This window comes from Pseudosporangium ferrugineum (genome assembly GCF_003002065.1).
GTDB classification, from domain to species: Bacteria; Actinomycetota; Actinomycetes; order Mycobacteriales; family Micromonosporaceae; genus Actinoplanes; species Actinoplanes ferrugineus_A.
The window spans coordinates 66,542-85,051 of sequence record NZ_PVZG01000019.1; the positions used below are offsets into that span (position 1 = coordinate 66,542).

Annotated in this window: 17 protein-coding genes; 13 read left to right on the forward strand and 4 right to left on the reverse strand. The window is 73.5% G+C overall.

What is annotated here, in order from left to right; all coding sequences use genetic code 11:
* Nucleotides 1–5 precede the first annotated feature (5 nt).
* A complete protein-coding gene (gene glgC / locus CLV70_RS31050; RefSeq protein ID WP_106130184.1) occupies nucleotides 6–1,238 on the reverse strand; it encodes a glucose-1-phosphate adenylyltransferase in 1,233 nt (410 codons plus the stop codon).
* A gap of 60 nt (nucleotides 1,239–1,298) precedes the next feature.
* Between glgC and glgA the strand changes: the two genes are divergently transcribed.
* The gene (gene glgA / locus CLV70_RS31055) at nucleotides 1,299–2,522 is read left to right on the forward strand and encodes a glycogen synthase (protein ID WP_106130185.1); all 1,224 of its coding nucleotides are present in this window, start codon (nucleotides 1,299–1,301) and stop codon (nucleotides 2,520–2,522) included.
* Here the strand turns inward: glgA and CLV70_RS31060 are convergent.
* Nucleotides 2,504–3,403, reverse strand: coding sequence for an NAD(P)/FAD-dependent oxidoreductase (locus CLV70_RS31060; RefSeq protein ID WP_106130186.1), 900 nt, complete (start codon nucleotides 3,401–3,403; stop codon nucleotides 2,504–2,506). The two genes, glgA and CLV70_RS31060, sit on opposite strands and share 19 nt — an antisense overlap.
* A gap of 32 nt (nucleotides 3,404–3,435) precedes the next feature.
* Here CLV70_RS31060 and CLV70_RS31065 point away from each other — a divergent pair, with 32 nt between their 5' ends.
* Nucleotides 3,436–5,055, forward strand: coding sequence for a glycoside hydrolase family 10-like protein (locus CLV70_RS31065; RefSeq protein ID WP_106130187.1), 1,620 nt, complete (start codon nucleotides 3,436–3,438; stop codon nucleotides 5,053–5,055).
* Here the strand turns inward: CLV70_RS31065 and CLV70_RS31070 are convergent.
* Together CLV70_RS31070 and CLV70_RS31075 are read right to left on the reverse strand one after the other, a co-directional pair.
* Nucleotides 5,045–6,679, reverse strand: a complete 1,635-nt coding sequence (locus CLV70_RS31070) for an ABC-F family ATP-binding cassette domain-containing protein (protein WP_106130188.1) — start codon at nucleotides 6,677–6,679, stop codon at nucleotides 5,045–5,047. The genes CLV70_RS31065 and CLV70_RS31070 overlap by 11 nt on opposite strands.
* A gap of 39 nt (nucleotides 6,680–6,718) precedes the next feature.
* Nucleotides 6,719–7,558 (reverse strand): PhzF family phenazine biosynthesis protein, encoded by an 840-nt coding sequence (locus tag CLV70_RS31075; protein ID WP_106130189.1) that lies wholly within the window; start codon nucleotides 7,556–7,558, stop codon nucleotides 6,719–6,721.
* 96 nt (nucleotides 7,559–7,654) lie between these two features.
* On the opposite strand from CLV70_RS31075, the gene CLV70_RS31080 reads away from it, so the two are divergent.
* The 11 genes from CLV70_RS31080 (at nucleotide 7,655) to CLV70_RS31130 (ending at nucleotide 18,452) form a co-directional block, all read left to right on the forward strand.
* Nucleotides 7,655–9,079 carry a sigma 54-interacting transcriptional regulator gene (locus tag CLV70_RS31080; protein ID WP_106130190.1) on the forward strand — a complete coding sequence of 475 codons (1,425 nt, stop codon included), beginning with the start codon at nucleotides 7,655–7,657 and terminating at the stop codon, nucleotides 9,077–9,079.
* A gap of 81 nt (nucleotides 9,080–9,160) precedes the next feature.
* A complete protein-coding gene (locus tag CLV70_RS31085; RefSeq protein WP_106130191.1) occupies nucleotides 9,161–11,122 on the forward strand; it encodes a vWA domain-containing protein in 1,962 nt (653 codons plus the stop codon).
* Between the two features lie 492 nt (nucleotides 11,123–11,614).
* On the forward strand, nucleotides 11,615–12,226 hold the full coding sequence (gene clsA / locus CLV70_RS31090; RefSeq protein WP_106130192.1) for a cardiolipin synthase ClsA: 612 nt from the start codon (nucleotides 11,615–11,617) through the stop codon (nucleotides 12,224–12,226).
* Nucleotides 12,223–13,122: a DUF881 domain-containing protein gene (locus tag CLV70_RS31095; protein ID WP_106130193.1), complete on the forward strand. Its 900-nt coding sequence runs from the start codon at nucleotides 12,223–12,225 to the stop codon at nucleotides 13,120–13,122. Before clsA ends, CLV70_RS31095 begins: the two co-directional genes overlap by 4 nt.
* Nucleotides 13,119–13,451 (forward strand): small basic family protein, encoded by a 333-nt coding sequence (locus CLV70_RS31100; protein WP_106130194.1) that lies wholly within the window; start codon nucleotides 13,119–13,121, stop codon nucleotides 13,449–13,451. Before CLV70_RS31095 ends, CLV70_RS31100 begins: the two co-directional genes overlap by 4 nt.
* Nucleotides 13,452–13,459: 8 nt before the next feature.
* Nucleotides 13,460–14,659 (forward strand): DUF881 domain-containing protein, encoded by a 1,200-nt coding sequence (locus CLV70_RS41385; protein ID WP_245908563.1) that lies wholly within the window; start codon nucleotides 13,460–13,462, stop codon nucleotides 14,657–14,659.
* 28 nt (nucleotides 14,660–14,687) lie between these two features.
* Nucleotides 14,688–15,068 carry a glycine cleavage system protein GcvH gene (gene gcvH / locus CLV70_RS31110; protein ID WP_106130195.1) on the forward strand — a complete coding sequence of 127 codons (381 nt, stop codon included), beginning with the start codon at nucleotides 14,688–14,690 and terminating at the stop codon, nucleotides 15,066–15,068.
* A gap of 230 nt (nucleotides 15,069–15,298) precedes the next feature.
* The gene (odhI, locus tag CLV70_RS31115; protein ID WP_106130196.1) at nucleotides 15,299–15,751 is read left to right on the forward strand and encodes an oxoglutarate dehydrogenase inhibitor Odhl; all 453 of its coding nucleotides are present in this window, start codon (nucleotides 15,299–15,301) and stop codon (nucleotides 15,749–15,751) included.
* Between the two features lie 59 nt (nucleotides 15,752–15,810).
* A complete protein-coding gene (ftsR, locus tag CLV70_RS31120; protein WP_245908564.1) occupies nucleotides 15,811–16,491 on the forward strand; it encodes a transcriptional regulator FtsR in 681 nt (226 codons plus the stop codon).
* Between the two features lie 474 nt (nucleotides 16,492–16,965).
* Nucleotides 16,966–17,430, forward strand: a complete 465-nt coding sequence (locus tag CLV70_RS31125; RefSeq protein WP_106130198.1) for a bifunctional nuclease family protein — start codon at nucleotides 16,966–16,968, stop codon at nucleotides 17,428–17,430.
* A gap of 470 nt (nucleotides 17,431–17,900) precedes the next feature.
* Nucleotides 17,901–18,452 (forward strand): MerR family transcriptional regulator, encoded by a 552-nt coding sequence (locus CLV70_RS31130; protein WP_106130199.1) that lies wholly within the window; start codon nucleotides 17,901–17,903, stop codon nucleotides 18,450–18,452.
* Nucleotides 18,453–18,510: the final 58 nt, after the last annotated feature.

Here is an 18,510-nt window from a genome sequence, read left to right on the forward strand (position 1 = left end):
CCGGGTCACGGCTCGATGCGCTGGCCCTTGCCGACGACCACGATGCCGCTGTCGCTGACCGTGTAGCGCTTGCGGTCCTTCTCGAGGTCGACGCCGACCTGTGCGCCCTCGGGCACGACGACGTTCTTGTCGAGGATCGCGTTGCGGATCACCGCCCGCCGGCCCACCTGGACGCCCTCCATGATGACCGAGCTCTCCACGTGGGCCCACGAGTTCACCCGGACGTTGGGGGAGATGACCGAGCGTTCGACCAGCGCGCCGGAGACCACCACGCCGGGGGAGATCATCGACTCGATGGCGCGGCCGGAGCGGTCGTCGTACCCGTGGACGAACTTCGCCGGCGGCCAGGAGCCGTAGTTGGTGTAGATCGGCCAGTCCATGTTGTAGAGGTTGAAGACCGGCAGGGTCGCGATGAGGTCCATGTGGGCCTCGTAGAACGAGTCGAGCGTCCCCACGTCGCGCCAGTAGCCGCGGTCGCGGTCGGTGCTGCCCGGCACCTCGTTGTCGCGGAAGTCGTAGACGTTGGCCTCGCCGCGCTCGACGAGCATGGGGATGATGTTGCCGCCCATGTCGTGCTTGCTGTCCGGGTTCCGCGCGTCGGCGCTGACCGCCTCGCACAGGGCCCGGGTGGTGAAGACGTAGTTGCCCATCGACGCGTAGATCTCGTCAGGGGCGTCGGGCAGGCCGTCGACCTCCGTGGGCTTCTCCCGGAACGCCCGGATCCGCTTGCCGTCCTCGGCCACGTCGATGACGCCGAACTGGTCCGACATCGCCTTGGGCTGGCGGATGCCGGCCACGGTCACCGCGGCGCCCGAGGCGATGTGGTCGTTGACCATCTGCTTCGGGTCCATGCGGTAGATGTGGTCGGCGCCGAAGACGATGACGTAGTCGGGGTTCTCGTCGTTGATGAGGTTGAGGCTCTGGTAGATCGCGTCCGCGGAGCCGGCGAACCAGCGCGGGCCGAGCCGCTGCTGGGCCGGCACGGGCGTCACGTAGTTGCCGAGCAGCGTCGACATCCGCCACGTCTTGGTGATGTGCCGGTCGAGCGAGTGGGACTTGTACTGGGTCAGCACGACGATCTTCAGGAAGCCGCCGTTGGCCAGATTCGAGAGGACGAAGTCGATCATGCGGTAGATGCCGCCGAACGGGACGCCGGGCTTGGCCCGGTCCGCGGTGAGAGGCATCAGGCGCTTGCCTTCGCCACCTGCCAGAACGATCGCGAGCACCTTGACAGCCATGACCGAGACGCTAACTTTCCTGCCGCGCTCACGCCAGTCGAAAGGCTTATTCTGCGTGGCGTGACCGACTCGCGTACGAAACCCGGCCCCGGCAGCCTCCGCGTCGACCTGTTCACCCGGGAGTATCCGCCGGAGGTCTACGGCGGTGCGGGTGTGCACGTCGAGTATCTCGCCCGGGACCTGCGCCCCCTGGCCGACGTGCGGGTGCACTGCTTCGGCGCGGAGCGCGACGAGCCGGGCGTGACCGCGTACCCCGATCCGGCCGGGCTCGCCGGGGCGAACGCCGCCCTGCGCACCATGGGCGTCGACCTGGCGATGGCCGCGGGCGCCGAGGGCACCGGCATCGTGCACAGCCACACCTGGTACGCCAACTTCGCCGGGCACACCGCGAAGCTTCTGTACGGCGTACCGCACGTGGTCACCACGCACAGCCTCGAGCCGCTGCGCCCCTGGAAGGCCGAGCAGCTCGGCGGCGGGTACGCCCTCTCGTCGTTCTGCGAGCGCACCGCGATCGAGGCGGCGGACGCCGTCATCGCCGTGTCCGCCGGCATGAAGCGGGACGTGCTCACGGCGTACCCGGGCGTCGACCCCGACCGGATCCGGGTGGTCTACAACGGCATCGACACCACCCAGTACGCCCCGGACCGCGGCACCGCCGTGATCGAGCGCCTCGGCATCGACCTGAACCGGCCCAGCGTGGTGTTCGTCGGGCGGATCACCCGGCAGAAGGGCCTGCCGTACCTGCTGCGGGCGTGCCACGAGCTGCCCCCGGAGACGCAGATCGTGCTGCTCGCCGGCGCCCCCGACACGCCCGGGATCGCCGCCGAGGTGGAGACCCTGGCGACCCGGCTGCGCGAGGCGCGCGACGAGCACGGCGTGATCTGGGTGCAGGAGATGCTGCCCAAGCACGAGGTCGTGCAGGTCCTGACGCACGCCACGGTGTTCGTCTGCCCGTCGATCTACGAGCCGATGGGCATCGTCAACCTGGAGGCGATGGCCTGCGAGACCGCGGTGGTCGCCACCGCGACGGGGGGCATCCCGGAGGTCGTCGCCGACGGCGAGACCGGCCTGCTCGTGCCGATCGAGCAGGTCCCGGACGGCACCGGCACGCCGGTCGACCCGGACAAGTTCGTGGCCGACCTCGCGGCGACCATGCGCCGGCTGATCGAGGACCCGGCCCTGGCCGCGCGGATGGGCCTGGCCGGGCGCCGCCGCGCCGAGGACAAGTTCTCCTGGGCCACGATCGCCGAGGACACCCTCGAGGTCTACCGCTCGCTGCTCTGAAGCACCGCCGTCGCCGCCGCGCGCCCGGACAGCCAGGCCGTCTGGACGCGCGGCCTGCCGAACGCGTCCCCGGCGAGCCACACCCGCCCGTCGGTCGCGTACGGCCCGGTGCCGGGGGCGGGCTGCGCGTAGGTCCAGCGGTGCACGCGGACGCCGGGCCGCGCCCGGATGCCCAGCACCTCGGCCACCGCCCCGGCGAGCACCGGCCCCGCGGCGTCCGGGGCGGCGAGGTGGTCCGCCGCCAGCCCGGGGGTCGAGTGGGCGACCAGCACCGGGGCGCCGTCGCCGCGCCGGTCACCGTCGTCGCAGACCGTCGCGAGCACCGGGTGGTCGTTGACGAACGCGCCGTGAAAATCACCCCAGACCCGTTCCGGGTACGTGAGGACGGCCGTGAGCACCGGCTGCCACCGCTGGCCCCGGGCGGCGTCCGCGACCCCCGCCGGAGGCCCGAGGCGCAGGGCCTGGGGTCCCGGCATGGCGAGCACGACCGCGTCCGCGTCCCGCGGCAGCGTGCGCACCTCGTGCTCCAGGGTCACGTCGAGGCCCTCCGCCAGGTCCTCCGCGAGCGAGCGCAGGCCGCCCGGCGCCGCCCACCGCACCGGGCCGCGGGCCGGCGAACCCGGATACACCGCGAACGTGTCCGTCCACGGCCGGGCGAGGCCCCGGTCCTGCCAGCGGGCGGCGAGGGCGGCGAAACCCGGGTCGTCGGCGACGAGGTACGCGGCGCCGATGTCGGCGTACCGGCCGTCATAACGCCTGCTCGCGAGGCGCCCGCCGACCACCCGGCCGCGTTCCAGGACGCGGACCCGCGCGCCGCCGTCCGTCAGCGCGCGGGCACAGGCCAGCCCGGCGATTCCCGCCCCGATCACGACCACGTTCATGCCACCACGCTAGGACCGGGCACACTGGGTGGGTGCCCCGTCCCCCCGTACGGCTCGTCCTGATCGTCTGCGCGGTGCTGCTCGCGGTCGCCGTCCTCGGCCTCGGCCTGGTCCGCGCCGCCACGTACGAGGAGCCCCGGACCGCGCCGATCGCCGGGCAGGCGGCGGTGCCGGCGAGGGGCACGGTGGGGCGCTGCGGCCAGGTGCCCGCCCGCGCCACCCGGGAGCTGCGGGGCATGTGGCTGACCACCGTCACGAACATCGACTGGCCCAGCCGGCCGGGGCTGCCCGAGGACCGGGTGAAGGCGGAGTACCTGCGGTGGCTCGACCTCGCCGTGGCCCAGCGCCACAACGCGATCTTCGTGCACGTCCGGCCGTCCGGCGACGCCTTCTGGCCCTCGGACCACGCGCCGTGGTCGGAGTGGCTCACCGGCAGGCGCGACGCCCGCTCGCCCGGCTGGGATCCGATGGCCTTCATGGTCGCCGAGGCGCACGCCCGCAACCTGGAGTTCCACGCGTGGTTCAACCCGTACCGGGGGAGCCAGCCCGGCCCGAGCGGGCCCGGCGCCGACTTCGCGAAGCTGGCACCGAACCATCCGCTGCTCAAGCACCGCGACTGGGCGATCGCCTACCCGGACGGCGCGCGGGCCCGGCTCTACTTCGACCCGGGCAACCCGGCCGCGCGGCGGTTCGTCGAGGACGCCATGCTCGAGGCCGTCGAGAAGTACGACGTGGACGGCGTGCACTTCGACGACTTCTTCTACCCGTACCCGGAGGGCGGCGGCAACGAGTTCCGCGACGATGCCAGCTTCGCCCGGCGCGCCGACAAGGCGCAGAGCCGCGCCCAGTGGCGGCGGCAGAACGTGAACACCCTGGTCCGCGAGATGAGCGAGCGGATCAAGCAGCTCAAGCCGTGGGTCAAGTTCGGGATCAGCCCGTTCGGGATCTGGCGCAACCGGGCCACCGACCCGGCCGGCTCGGACAGCCGCGGCCTGGAGAGCTACGACGCGATCTACGCCGACACCCGGACCTGGGTACGCCAGGGCTGGCTCGACTACGTGGTGCCGCAGCTCTACTGGGCGATCGGGTTCGACAAGGCCGACTACGCCAAGGTGCTGCCGTGGTGGTCCGCGCTGGTCAAGGGCACGAAGGTGCAGCTCTACATCGGCCAGGGCGACTACCGGATCGGCGAGAAGGGCGCGTGGAGCGAACCGGACCAGCTCGACCGCCAGCTCGCCCTCAACGACCGGTACGGCGTACAGGGCAGCGTCCACTTCAGCGCCAAGCAGATCCGCGCCGACCGGCTCGGTGCGGTCACCCGGTACCGCACCCGGCACTACGCGGCACCCGCGCTGGTGCCCACCATGGACCGGCTCCCGGCGGACCCGCCGTCCGCACCCCGGACCACCGCCGCGCGCCGCACCGGCGCCGCCGTGACCGTGGAGTGGCAGGCCGGCGCCGGCCCGAAGGCCGCCTCCTGGGCGCTGTACCGGGTGGACGGCGCCGCGGCGAACCTGGTCGCGACCGGCCGCGCCGGTAGCAGGGTCGTGGATCCGGCCCCGCCGCCGGCCGGTGCCACCTACTGCCTCAGCGGGCTGGACCGATCCGGCAACGAGGGCGCCCTGAGCAACCCGGTTTCGGTCAGCCCGTGACCGTGCCGCCGGCCACCTCGAAATGCCGGTCGGTGTGCACCGCCTCCAGCATCCGCCGGTCGTGGGTGACCAGCAGCAGGGTGCCCGGATAGCCCGCCAGCGCCGACTCCAGCTGCTCGATGGCCGGCAGGTCCAGGTGGTTGGTCGGCTCGTCCAGGACCAGCAGGTTCACCCCGCGGGCCTGGAGCAGCGCCAGCGCGGCCCGGGTCCGCTCGCCGGGGGAGAGGGTCGCCGCCGGCCGCAGCACGTGCGCCGCCCGCAGCCCGAACTTGGCGAGCAGCGTGCGGACGTCCGCGTCGGCGAACTCCGGCACGGCGGCGCCGAACGCGGTCAGCAGCGGCTCGCCGCCCAGGAACAGCCCGCGCGCCTGGTCGACCTCGCCGACGACCACCTGCGGCCCGAGGTGGGCGGTGCCCGCGTCCAGCGGCAGCCGGCCGAGCAGGGCCGCCAGCAGCGTCGACTTGCCCGAGCCGTTGGCGCCGGTGATCGCGACCCGGTCGGCCCAGTCGATCTGCAGCGTCACCGGGCCCAGGGTGAAGTCGCCGCGGCGGACCACCGCGTCGGTCAGGGCGGCCACCACCGCGCCCGCCCGGGGCGCCACGGCGATCTCCATCCGCAGCTCCCACTCCTTGCGCGGCTCCTCGACCACCTCCAGGCGCTCGATCATCCGCTGGGTCTGCCGCGCCTTCGCCGCCTGCTTCTCGGTCGACTCGGCCCGGGTGTTGCGGCCGATCTTGTCGTTGTCCTTCGCCTTGCGGCGCGCGTTGCGGACCCCGTGCTCCATCCAGTTGCGCTGGGTACGGGCCCGGTCCTCGAGGGCGGACACCCGGCCGGCGTACTCCTCGTAGTTCTCCCGGGCGTGCCGGCGCTGGGTGGCCCGCTCCTCCAGGTAGGCGTCGTAGCCGCCGCCGTACAGGTGGATCTGCTGCTGGGCGAGGTCGAGCTCCAGCACGTCGGTCACCGTACGGGCCAGGAACTCCCGGTCGTGGCTGACCAGGACCACCCCGGCGCGCAGCCCGGTGACGAACTCCTCCAGCCGGGCCAGCCCGTCCAGGTCGAGGTCGTTGGTGGGCTCGTCGAGCAGGAAGATGTCGTAGCGGCTGAGCAGCAGCGACGCCATCTGCGCGCGGGCCGCCTGCCCGCCGGAGAGGGCGGTGGCCGGGTGGTCGAGCGCCACCGTCAGGCCCAGGTCCGCGGTGACCTGCCCGGCGCGCTCGTCCAGGTCGGCGCCGCCCAGGTCGAGCCAGCGTTCGAGGGCCACCGCGTACGTCTCCTCGGCGCCGGGGGTGCCGGCGGCCAGGGCCTCGGCGGCGGCGTCCATGGCGGCCTGCGCCGGGCCCACGCCGGTGCGCCGCAGCAGCAGGTCGTGCACCGTCTCGCCGGGCCGGCCCCCGCGCTCCTGCGGCAGGTAGCCGACGGTGGCGGTGGGCGGGCTGAGCGAGACCGAGCCCGCCTCCACCGGCAGCAGCCCGGCGAGGGTGCGCAGCAGCGTCGTCTTGCCGGCCCCGTTGGCGCCGACCAGGCCGATCGTGTCGCCGGGGCCGACCACCAGCTCGAGGCCGCTGAACAGGGTGCGGTCGCCGTGCCCCGCGGCGAGATCACGGGCGATCATCGTGGCACTCATCGGGACCCGACTCTAGCGCCCGGCCCCGCCGTGCCCGGTTCAGCCCGGGATGGGCACGGCCGTGCCGCTGACCCGCACGCCCGGTTCGCCCGGCGTGAGCGTCACGGTGAGGTGGCCGGGGCGGCCCATGTCGGCGCCCTGGGAGAGTTCGATCACCGCGTCGCCCGCGACGAGCCACAGGTCACGCAGGTAGCCGCCGAACGCCGCGGCGGCCGCCCCGGTCGCCGGGTCCTCGTACACGCCGCCGACCGGGAACGGGTCGCGCACGTCGAAGCGGTCCTCGCCCTCGCGCCAGACCAGCTGGACCGTGGTCCAGCCGCGGCGCTCCATCAGCGCCTTCAGCGCCGGCACGTCGTAGTCCAGGCCGGCGAGGCGGTGGCGGGTGCGGACCGCCACGATCGGGTGATAGGCGCCCGCGTACGCCACCCGCGGCGGAAGCGAGTCGTCGAGGTCGTCCGACACCCAGCCCAGCGCCCCGAGCAGCTGCTCCAGGTCGTCCTCGGGCAGCTCCGCGACGCGGGTGGCCACGCTGGTCAGGGTGGCGCGGCGGTGCTCGTCGACGGTCACCGGCACCTCGCCCGCGTTCGTCACGAAGACGTACGTGCCCGGCCCCCGGCGGTCGGCGAGCGCCACCGCCGTGCCGACCGTGGCGTGCCCGCAGAACGGCACCTCGGCCAGCGGGCTGAAGTAGCGGACCCGGAACACGCCGCCGCCGCGCTCCTCGGTGAGGAAGGCGGTCTCGGAATAGCCGACGCCGGCCGCGATCGCCAGCATCTCGTCGTCGGTGAGGGCCGACGCGTCCAGGACCACGCCGGCGGGGTTGCCGCCGGAGGGGTCGGCGCTGAAGGCCGCGTACCTCAGGATCTCGACGTCTGTCATGCCCCGAGCGTGCCGCGACCGCCGGGGCGGAACCAGGGCCAATCGCCGGGCACTGGTCTTGGCCGAACGGCGCGGCCCGGGGGTAGCGTTCGGGAAGTGACAGAGGCTTCCACCCCGCTTGTCCCCACCCCACCTACCGATCTTCCGCGCACCCTCGGCGAGCTCCGGGCCTCCGGCCACGAGTTCCGTACGGTCAAGGAAGAGCTGCGCGACAACCTGCTCGACCGGCTGCGCGGCGGCGCGCCGCGGTTCCCCGGCATCGTCGGCTACGACGACACCGTGCTGCCCGAGGTCGAGCGGGCCCTGCTGGCCGGGCACGACATGGTCCTGCTCGGCGAGCGCGGCCAGGGCAAGACCCGGCTCATCCGCGGGCTGGTCGGCCTGCTCGACGAGTGGACGCCGTACATCACCGGTTCCGAGCTGCGGGAGCACCCGTATCATCCGCTCACCCCGGCCGTGCGCCGGCTCGCCGCGGAGACCGGCGACCTGTTGCCCATCTCCTGGCTGCACCGCTCCGAGCGGTACGGCGAGAAGCTCGCCACCCCGGACACCAGCGTCGGCGACCTCATCGGCGACGTCGACCCGATCAAGGTGGCCGAGGGGCGCCCGCTCGGCGACCCGGAGACCATTCACTTCGGCCTCGTGCCGCGCACCAACCGCGGCATCTTCGCCGTCAACGAGCTGCCCGACCTCGCCGAGCGCATCCAGGTGTCGCTGCTCAACGTGCTGGAGGAGCGCGACATCCAGGTCCGCGGCTACCAGCTGCGGCTCCCGCTCGACCTGCTGCTGGTCGCCTCGGCCAACCCCGAGGACTACACCAACCGCGGCCGGATCATCACCCCGCTCAAGGACCGCTTCGGCGCCGAGATCCGCACCCACTACCCGCTCGGGATCGAGCTGGAGACGGCGCTGATCCGGCAGGAGGCGGCGCTGGCCGCGGCGGTGCCCGACCACCTCGTCGACGTGCTCGCCCGCTACACCCGCGCGGTCCGCGAGTCGCCGGCGGTGGACCAGCGCTCCGGCATCTCGGCCCGGTTCGCGATCGCCGCCGCCGAGACCGTCGCGGCCTCCGCCCTGCGCCGGGCGGGCCTGCGCCACGAGCGCGAGGCGGTCGCCCGGATCTGCGACACCGCGTCGGTCACCAGCACGCTGCGCGGCAAGGTCGAGTTCGACAGCGGCGAGGAGGGGCGCGAGACGGAGATCCTCGCCCACCTGCTGCGGCTGGCCACCGCCGAGACGTTCCGGGACCGGCTGGCGGGCCTCGACCTGTCCGGCTTCACCGGCCTGGTCGCCGAGGGCGCGATCATCGAGACCGGCGACCTCGTCTCGGCGGAGGAGCTGCTCGCCCAGATCGGCACCGTACCCGGCCTCGCCAAGGTCCTCGACCGCCTCGGCCTCGGCGACGCGCCCAGCCCCGGCCAGGCCGCCGCCGGCGTCGAGTTCGTGCTGGAGGGCCTGCACCTCACCCGCCGGCTGGCCAAGGAGCTGACCGACGACGGCCGCACCCTGTACGGGAGCTGAACCCGTGCCCGAACGCAGTGAGGGCACCATCGAGCTCAGTGCCGTGCCTCATGCCGGCACGCAGCGAAGCGGAGTGCCGGCATGAGCGGAAACCGTTTCAGGTACGGGGCGTGGCGGGACGGACCGGACCCGCTGGCGCCGCCGTACGACGTGCGGGCCGCCGTCGACGAGGTCGGGGAGCGGGTGCTCGGCGGCGAGAGCCTGCGCGACGCCCTGCGCAACCTCATCCGCCAGGGGCCGCGCGACGGGCGGGGCCTCGACGACCTGCGGGCGCGGGCCCGCCGGCTGCGCCGGGAGGCGTTGCGCCGGGGCAACCTCGACGGCGCGGTGACCCGGGCGCAGCAGCTGCTCGACCAGGCGCTCGCCGCCGAGCGCGACGAGCTGCGTGGCCGCGACGACCCGGACGCCCGCTTCCAGGAGGCAGTCCTGGACAACCTGCCCCGCTCGACCTCGCGGGCGGTCGAGGAGCTGTCCGGCTACGGGTGGGCCAGCGAGGAGGCCCGCGGGCTGTACCAGCAGATCCTCGACGGGCTGCGGCGCGAGGTCGTCGAGCAGCGCTTCGCCGGCATGCGCGACGCCCTGCGGGGCCGCGACCCGGCCGGCGACGCCCGGGTCGCGGAGATGGTCGGCGACCTCAACGAACTGCTCGGCAAGCACGCCCGCGGCGAGGACACCGACGACGCGTTCCAGCGGTTCATGGAGAAGCACGGCGACTTCTTCCCGGAGAAGCCGGCGAACGTCGAGGAGCTGATCGACTCGCTGGCCCGGCGCGCCGCGGCGGCGGAGCGGCTGATGCGCTCGCTCAGCCCGCAGCAGCGCGAGGAGCTGTCCCGGCTGATGGACCAGGCGCTGGGCGACGGGCCGCTGCGCGATCAGCTCGCCCGGCTGACGGACAACCTCCAGGCGTTGCGTCCGAACCTCAACTGGGGCCGCGGCGAGCGGATGCGCGGGAACGAGGACCTGGGCTACGGCGACGCGACGGCCGCGCTGGGCGAGATCGGCGAGCTGGACGAGCTGCTCGACCAGCTGGGTCAGGAGCACCCCGGTGCCACGCTGGACGACGTCGACGTGGAGGCGGTCGAGCGCCAGCTGGGCCGGGGCGCCGCCGACGACGTGCGGCGGCTGCGCGAGCTCGAGCGCGAGCTGCGCCGGCAGGGCTGGGTGACCCGCGACGACGACGGGCTCACCCTGTCGCCCAAGGCGCTGCGCCGGCTCGGGCACACCGCCCTGTCCCGGGTCTTCGACGATCTCAGCAGCAAGCGCCGCGGCTCGCACGACCTGCGCGACGCCGGGGCGGCCGGCGACCTGATCGGGTCGTCGCGGCGCTGGCAGTTCGGCGACGAACAGCCGCTGGACGTCGTGCGCACGATCGGCAACGCGGTCCGCCGCCGGGCCGGGTCGGGGGCGGGCACCCTGCCCGTACGCCTGGAGCCGGAGGATTTCGAGGTCGCGGAGACCGAACGGCGGGCCTCGGCGGTGGTGGCGCTCTGCGTCGACCTGTCGTACTCGATGTTCGCGGACGGCCGCTGGGGCCCGATGAAGCAGACCGCGCTGGCCCTCTCGCACCTCGTCGCCACGCAGTTCCCGCAGGACTCGCTGCAGATCGTCGGCTTCGGCCGCTACGCCATGCCGCTGTCGCAGGGGGAGCTGGCGGGCATCGAGCCCGACATGGTGCAGGGCACGAACCTCCAGCACGCCCTGAAGCTGGCGGGCCGGCACCTGCGGCGGCACCCGGGCGCGGAGCCGGTGGTGCTGGTCGTCACCGACGGCGAGCCCACCGCGCACCTGGAGGAGGACGGCGAGGCGTACTTCACCTGGCCGACCACCCCGGAGACGGTGCGGCTCACGGTCCAGGAGGTCGACCAGCTCACCCGCTACGGCGCCACGCTGAACCTGTTCATGCTCGGCGAGGATCCGGGCCTGCGCCGGTTCGTGGACGCGGTGGCGAAGCGCAGCGGCGGCCGGGTGTTCAGCCCCGACGTCGCCGAGCTGGGCCGCTACGTCGTGGACGACTACGTCCGCAGCCGCCGCGGCAAACGCTGATCGACAGGCCGGTGCCTGACGACTACGTCCGCAGCCGCCGCGGCAAACGCTGATCGACAGGCCGGTGCCTGACGACTACGTCCGTAGCCGCCGCGGCAAACGCTGATCGACAGGCCGGTGCCTGACGACTACGTCCGTAGCCGCCGCGGCAAACGCTGATCGACAGGCCGGTGCCTGACGACTACGTCCGTAGCCGCCGCGGCAAACGCTGATCGACAGGCCGGTGCCTGACGACTACGTCCGTAGCCGCCGCGGCAGACGCTGATCGACAGGCCGGTGCCCCTCGCCGGGGGAAACGGCCTGTCTTCCTAGGATGCTCTACGGGGTGTGGGCCGGGTGACGGCCGCCGCACGGTCCGGCACCGGGTGCTCCGGCACCACGGCGGGGCTGGATATAGTGGCCCGGCGCCCATCCGGGGGGAGCGGCGCGGATCGCGGGGTTGCAACCGCGGAGATCCTGTGGTGGGGCCGGATCCGGGGGAGAGGGGGCGCCATGTCGCAGCACGCTGCGCCCTTCGCGGTCACCGACCGCATCTGGACCATCCCGAACGTGATCAGCTTCATCCGGCTGCTCGGCGTACCCCTGTTCCTGTATCTCCTGCTCGGACCGCACCACGACGTCGCGGCCGTCGTCGTCCTCGCGCTCGGCGGCACCACCGACTGGGTCGACGGGTACGTCGCCCGCCGGATGAACTCGGTGAGCCGCCTCGGCGAGCTGCTCGACCCGTTCGCCGACCGCCTCTACATCCTGGCCACGCTCATCGGCTTCACCGTGCGCGAGGTCGTCCCCTGGTGGCTGACCACGGCCCTGCTGCTGCGCGAGGCCGTCCTCGGCGTCGCCCTGCTGGTGCTGCGCCGCCACGGGTACGGACCGCCGCCGGTGCACTACGTCGGCAAGACCGGCACGTTCGTGCTGCTCGGCGCGTTCCCGGTGCTGCTGCTGGCCGAGGCGGTGCCGGCCGCGCACGCCGTCGCCGCCCCGATCGGCTGGGGGCTGGCCTGGTGGGCGCTCGGCCTCTACTGGGCCGCCGCCGTGCTCTACCTGGCGCAGACCCGCGCCCTGCTGCGCGCCGACCGCGCCGTGCCCGGAGCTGTCGCCGGATGACCTCGCCCGACGACGGCACCGACGGCGGCCAGCGCCGGACGTTCACCCCGGACTTCCTCACCGAGCTGTTCCGCAACCCGCTGGATCCCGGGTACGCCGAGGCCGCCGCCCGCAAGGCCCGCGGCGAGGGGCCGGCCGGCGCCCGCCGCAGGATGCTGAGCGGGGTCAGCGCCCTCACCCTCGCCGGGGTCGGCTTCCTGCTCGTGGTGGCGTACCAGCAGACCGTCGCCGACGAGCCGGCCCGCGCGCGGGCCCGGAACACCCTCGTCGAGCAGGTGCAGAGCCGCCGCGAGGCGACCGGCGAGCTGCAGGCCCGCGCTGAGCGGCTCCGGGCCGAGGTGGCGAGCCTGCGCGAACAGCAGCTCGGCGGCGCGGCCGTCGCCCGGCTGCGCGACCTGGAGGCCGAGACGGGCCTGGCGCCGGTGCACGGCAACGGCGTACGCGTCACCGTCGGCGACGGGCCCACCCCGATCGACCCGGTCACCGGCGAGCGGCGCAACGAGGCCCGGGTCCGCGACACCGACCTGCAGCTCGCCACGAACGCGCTGTGGGCGGCGGGCGCCGAGGCCATCGCGGTCAACGGCCAGCGGCTCACCGCGACCTCCACGATCCGGCAGGCGGGGGAGGCGATCCTCGTCGACTTCCGGCCGGTGACCACGCCGTACCAGGTGATCGCGATCGGGCCCGAGGACCTGCTCAAGGACTTCCGCGACGGCGCGGCGGGCAAGTTCTTCCGGGCCCTGAACACCAAGTACGCCATGTCGTACGACGTGGCGCCGGTCCGCGGCGTGACGCTGGACGCGGCCACCGAGCCCACCCTGCGCCAGGCCACCGCGGCCACGCCCGCGCCGCCCCCGTCCGCCCCGTCCACCACCCCGTCGAAAGGCGGCCGATGATCGCCGTAATCGCCCTGATCGCCGGAGTCGTCCTCGGCATCGTGTTCCATCCGACCGTGCCGGCGGCGCTGCAGCCGTACCTGCCCATCGCGGTGGTCGCCGCGCTCGACGCGGTCTTCGGCGGGGTACGCGCGAAGCTCGACGGCATCTTCGACGACAAGCAGTTCGTCGTGTCGTTCATCGCCAACGTGGTGGTGGCGGCGCTGATCGTCTACCTGGGCGACCAGCTCGGCGTGGGCGGCCAGCTCTCCACGGGCGTCGTGGTGGTGCTCGGCGTCCGCATCTTCGGCAACGTGGCGGCGATCCGCCGCCACCTCTTCCGGGCATAGGGCGGGCCATGAGCGACGACAAGGACCCGCGGACGCCGCCGGACACGTTCGACTTCATGGCGGTGCCGGAGCGTCCCGCGCCGGCGGACGCCCCTGCCTCCGAGCCGCCGGCGGACGCCCTTTCCTCCGGTCCGTCCGCGGACGACCTCGGCTCCGGTCCGTCCGGGGACGACCTCGCCTCCGGTCCGTTTGGCGATGACCCCGGCTCCGGTCCGTTTGGCGACGACCTCGCTTCCGGTTCGTCCGCGGCCGGCTCGGCGCCTCCGGAGGACGACGAGCCGACGGTCAGGGTGCCGGTGGAGGCGGTGCTCGCCGACGTGGGGGACCGGGAGACGGTGAAGCTGCGGCGCCCGCCCGCCGCCGGACCCGCTGCCGAGGATGCCGCGCCCACTGCCGCCGCGTCCGATCCCGCGCCCGCCGCCGCGGAATCGGCCGGTGATCCACCCGCCCCGGCGTCCTCCGGAGGCGGTGAGCCGGCTGACGGCGTACCGGAGAAGGCTTCTGCTCCGTGGCGGCGGATGTCGTCGGCCGGGGCGCTCATCTGGGTCCTGCTGGCCCTGTTCGGCTTCACGCTGGTGGTGCAGCTGCGCAGCAACGACGCCGACTCCGGCCTGGCGTCGGCGCGGCAGGAGGACCTGGTCCGGATCCTGTCCGACCTCGAGGCCCGCGACCAGCGGCTGCAGCAGGAGATCAACACGCTGGAGGAGAGCCAGCGGCAGCTGACCTCCGGCGTCGCCGGGCGGCAGGCCGCGCTGGCCGAGGCCGACAAGCGGGCCGGCGAGCTCGGGCTGCTCTCCGGCACGCTGCCCGCGAAGGGGCCCGGACTCAAGATCACGATCGACCCGCGGGGCCAGCTGATCAAGGCCTCGCAGCTGCTGAACGCCGTGCAGGAGCTGCGCGGCGCCGGCGGCGAGGTGATGGAGCTGGTCGGCAACAACGGCGTGTCGGTGCGCATCGTCGCCTCGTCGTACTTCGTCGACGCCGACGGCGGGGAGATCGTCGTCGACGGCAAGCAGCTCAGCGGCCCGTACACCCTCTGGGTGATCGGGGTGCCGGCCACGATGCAGACCGCGCTGCAGATCCCCGGTGGGGTGGTGGCGTCGGTGAGCCAGGCCGGCGGTAACGTGACCATGGAGCAACGCACGGCGGTCGACGTGGCCGCGGTGCGCCAGCCCGCCAGCCTGCAGTACGCGCGCCCGGTCTCATGAACGGGCGCGCTTCTCAACGGAGGAATGTGTGATTCCCGAGGATCTGCGGTACACGGCCGAGCACGAGTGGGTGTCCGGCGACGGCAGCGGTCCCGTGCGGGTGGGCATCACCCACTTCGCGCAGGACGCGCTCGGCGACATCGTCTACGTGCAGCTGCCCGAGGAGGGCACGGCGGTGCAGGCCGGTGACCAGCTCGGCGAGATCGAGTCGACCAAGAGCGTCTCGGAGCTGTACGCGCCCGTGTCGGGCACCGTGGTGGCCCGCAACGCGACGCTGGCCGACGAACCCGAGCTGATCAACGCCGAGCCGTACGCGGCCGGCTGGCTGGTCGAGATCGCCCCGGACGACCCCGGTGCGCTCTCCGGCCTGCTGGACGCCGAGGCGTACAAGGCACTGACCGACGGCTGAGCCGCGTTCGCGTGGGTCGTCCGGGCAACGTCCGCGCGTCTGGTTGCCCGGTATTTCGGTGCTGACTAGGCTCGCGGGGCACATGTAGAACTGTTATTACTTCGAAACCGATAGTCGTACGTCCGGAGCACCGGGCAGCGGCGGCGGGGGCGCTGCGCTCCGGACCTCACGTCCGGCTCGCTCACCCATCGTCGTCGGGCGGCGACCGAAACAGATCCGTGAGGTGGTCCATGACGCGCCCAGACGACGAGTTCCCCCCGCTCGACGTCACGTCCACGCTGAACCTCGGAGCGCTCGACGAGGTGCTCGAGGGACCCGAGACCGACGTGGTGCCGAGCCGGATGTCCGGCTCGCTGCCGCCCGGAATGGCCCTGCTGGTGGTGCGCCGTGGTCCCAACGCGGGTGCGCGGTTCCTGCTGGACCACGACGTGACCACGAGCGGGCGGCACCCCGACAGTGACATCTTCCTGGACGACGTGACGGTCTCGCGCCGGCACGCCGAGTTCCACCGCGACGAGGGCACCTTCACGGTCCGCGACGTCGGCTCGCTCAACGGCACGTACGTGAACCGGGAACGGGTCGAGTCCGCGACGCTGAGCAACGGCGACGAGGTCCAGATCGGCAAGTTCCGCCTGGTCTTCATCGCCGGTCCGCGGCCGGAGGGCGAGGGCGGCCGGGCGTGAACCCGGCGGGGGCGGCCGCACACGACCCGGGCGCACGCCCGGGTCGTGACGTCGCGCTGATGAGCATCGGGGAGGTACTGGCCCAGCTGCGCACGGAGTTCCCCGACACGACGATCTCCAAGCTCCGGTTCCTGGAGGCGGAAGGGCTGGTAGACCCCCAGCGCACCGCCTCCGGCTACCGCAAGTACTCGTGGAACGACGTGGCCCGGCTGCGGTTCGTCCTGACCGCCCAGCGCGACCAGTATCTGCCGCTGCGGGTCATCCGCGAGCAGCTGGAGGCGCTCGAACGCGGCGAGGACCCGATCGGCCACCAGCGCCCCTCGCTGGTGGCGGTGGGCTCCGAGACGGAGGTGGCCGCGGACACCGCGGACACCCGGGTCTCCCGCGCCGACCTGGTCGAACGTACGGGCATCGCGGAGCAGCTCCTCACCGAGCTCGAGCAGATCGGCCTGGTCTCCTCCCGCCCCCCGGGCTGGTACGACGGCGACGCCGTGGTGATCGTGGAGGCCGTGGTCGGCCTGACCCGGCACGGCCTGGAGGTGCGCCACCTGCGGGCGTTCCGCGCCGGGGCGGACCGCGAACTCGGGCTGTTCACCCAGCTCCTGGCCCCGCTGGTACGCCAGCAGGACCCGGCGGCGAAGGCCCGGGCGGCCGAGACGGCCCGGGAGTTGCAGGCCCTGTCGCAGCGGCTGCACGCGGCCCTGGTGCGGGCGGGACTGCGGGACACGCTGGGCCGCTGAGCCGGCGACTCCCGGCCGCGCATCCGGGCGGCGACTCCCGGCCGCGCATCCGGTCCGTGGCGCGCTGCCGAGGCTGCCCGTCGCGGTCGGTGCTTGAGCCTCGTGCTCCGGTCGGTGCCTCGGTGCCCGGGCGGTGTGTTCTGCTACCCCGGACGCGGCTTTTCCGGCCCGGGGCCACGCCGGGCCGGCGGGGTATTACGCCGAGCGCTGAACCGGCGGCGCCCGGCGGCCCGCCCGGTGAGCCCCGGCAAGATCGTCCGGAGGACGCCCGCGACCTGCGGCGTCGTCCCGTGACGACCGGGCGGTTCGGCACCGCCCGGAAGGGTATGCGCAGTGGGATCGGACACGGACCTCGTGTGGCGCTTGTCCCGGGGCGTCCGTGTACCGTGCAGGATAGGGCGGGAAACAGCCTGACGGTCCCCGTTCCACCGGGGCCCGACGGGGCGGCGACGACGTGCGACACGGAGGCGGGCGGTGCGCGAGCTGAGCGTGGTCGGGGTTCGGGTAGAGCTGCCCAGCAACCAACCGATCGTCCTGCTCAGGGAGGTCGACGGCGATCGTTACCTGCCGATCTGGATCGGCGCGGTGGAGGCGACCGCCATCGCGTACGAGCAGCAGGGCGTGAAGCCGGCCCGGCCCCTGACCCACGACCTCCTCCGCGACGTCCTGGCGGCCCTCGAGGCGCCGCTGAAGGCCGTGGAGATCACCGAACTCAAGGAGAACGTCTTCTACGCCGACCTCCTGATCGGCGACGACCTGCGCGTGTCCGCCCGCCCGAGCGACTCGATCGCCCTGGCCCTGCGGGTAGGAGCCCCGATCCGCTGCGCCGACCAGGTGCTGACGGAGGCGGGCATCGTCATCCCGGACGAGCAGGAGGACGAGGTCGAGAAGTTCCGCGAGTTCCTCGACCAGGTCCGCCCGGAGGACTTCGCCGGCTGACCGGCCCACCCGGCCACCCGGTTTTCCGGCCCACCCGGCTTTTCCGGCCCGCTTCGAAGCGCCCGGAACCGCCGCCTCCCGGAACCGCCGCCTCCCGGAACCGCCGCCTCCCGGAACCGCCGCCTCCCGGAACCGCCGCCCCTGGACCGCCGCAGCGGCCTCGCAGCTTCGCGCCGATGCCGCCGCAGCACCGCCACCGCAGCGGGACCGATACGGGTTCGCGGCGCGCCCGGGCGGGATGTGACAAGTCCGGGCCGGGCCGGTTCGCCGTCCGCGGAGCGGAACCGGGCACTGCGTGCCTTTCCGCTCGCCAAGGGCCGGATTTCGGGGTTGTTGCATCGACGGTCACCACAGGCCCGGTCGTCCGTACGCGGCGTGTCGCGGCATTACCTCCCTGTTTCCGGGCACGCTGAGTTATAGGCTCGTGAAGTCCAGGTGAAAGCGGCACCGCGCAGCGGGGAGGTAGTCGCGTGCACGACTCAGATCCTCAGGAGGGTCCTTTCGTCGGCGAGGACGGCGAGGTTGGGTATCGCGGGGTCACCGCGTGTCAGGCGGTCGGGATCAGCTACCGCCAGCTCGACTACTGGGCCCGTACCACCCTGGTCGTGCCCAGTATCCGGGACGCTTCCGGCTCGGGGACCCAGCGCCTCTACTCATTCCGGGACCTGGTCGTGCTCAAGGTGGTCAAGCGCCTGCTCGACGCCGGGGTCTCGCTGCAGAACATCCGCAAGGCGATCGAGACGCTGCGGTCGCGCGGGGTCGAGGACCTGGCCGGCATCACACTGATCTCCGACGGCACGACCGTGTACGAGTGCCGCTCGCCCGAGGAGGTCGTCGATCTGCTCCAGGGCGGCCAGGGCGTCTTCGGCATCGCCATCGGCGGTGCGTTCAAGGAGATCCAGGGCTCGCTGTCGCACCTGCCGGCCGAGCCGGCCACCGCGCCGCAGCCGGTCGGTACCCCCGCCGAACCCGCGGCCGGCGACGAGCTGGCCGCCCGCCGCGCCCGCCGCCGCGCCGGCTGACCCTCCGCCCAGCAGGACCTCCGAGCAAGGTCCCCGATCCAGACCAGCCAGACCAGGC

Excerpts from the sequence above, each read along its gene's own strand:
- CLV70_RS31060 (WP_106130186.1), bottom strand. The coding sequence starts at position 3,403 with ATGAACGTGGTCGTGATCGGGGCGGGAATCGCCGGGCTGGCCTGTGCC.
- CLV70_RS31070 (WP_106130188.1), bottom strand. The coding sequence starts at position 6,679 with ATGAGTGCCACGATGATCGCCCGTGATCTCGCCGCGGGGCACGGCGAC.
- ftsR (WP_245908564.1), top strand. The coding sequence starts at position 15,811 with ATGAGCATCGGGGAGGTACTGGCCCAGCTGCGCACGGAGTTCCCCGAC.
- CLV70_RS31100 (WP_106130194.1), top strand. The coding sequence starts at position 13,119 with ATGATCGCCGTAATCGCCCTGATCGCCGGAGTCGTCCTCGGCATCGTG.
- CLV70_RS31085 (WP_106130191.1), top strand. The coding sequence starts at position 9,161 with ATGAGCGGAAACCGTTTCAGGTACGGGGCGTGGCGGGACGGACCGGAC.
- clsA (WP_106130192.1), top strand. The coding sequence starts at position 11,615 with ATGTCGCAGCACGCTGCGCCCTTCGCGGTCACCGACCGCATCTGGACC.
- glgC (WP_106130184.1), bottom strand. The coding sequence starts at position 1,238 with ATGGCTGTCAAGGTGCTCGCGATCGTTCTGGCAGGTGGCGAAGGCAAG.
- CLV70_RS31095 (WP_106130193.1), top strand. The coding sequence starts at position 12,223 with ATGACCTCGCCCGACGACGGCACCGACGGCGGCCAGCGCCGGACGTTC.
- odhI (WP_106130196.1), top strand. The coding sequence starts at position 15,299 with ATGACGCGCCCAGACGACGAGTTCCCCCCGCTCGACGTCACGTCCACG.
- CLV70_RS31075 (WP_106130189.1), bottom strand. The coding sequence starts at position 7,558 with ATGACAGACGTCGAGATCCTGAGGTACGCGGCCTTCAGCGCCGACCCC.
- CLV70_RS41385 (WP_245908563.1), top strand. The coding sequence starts at position 13,460 with ATGAGCGACGACAAGGACCCGCGGACGCCGCCGGACACGTTCGACTTC.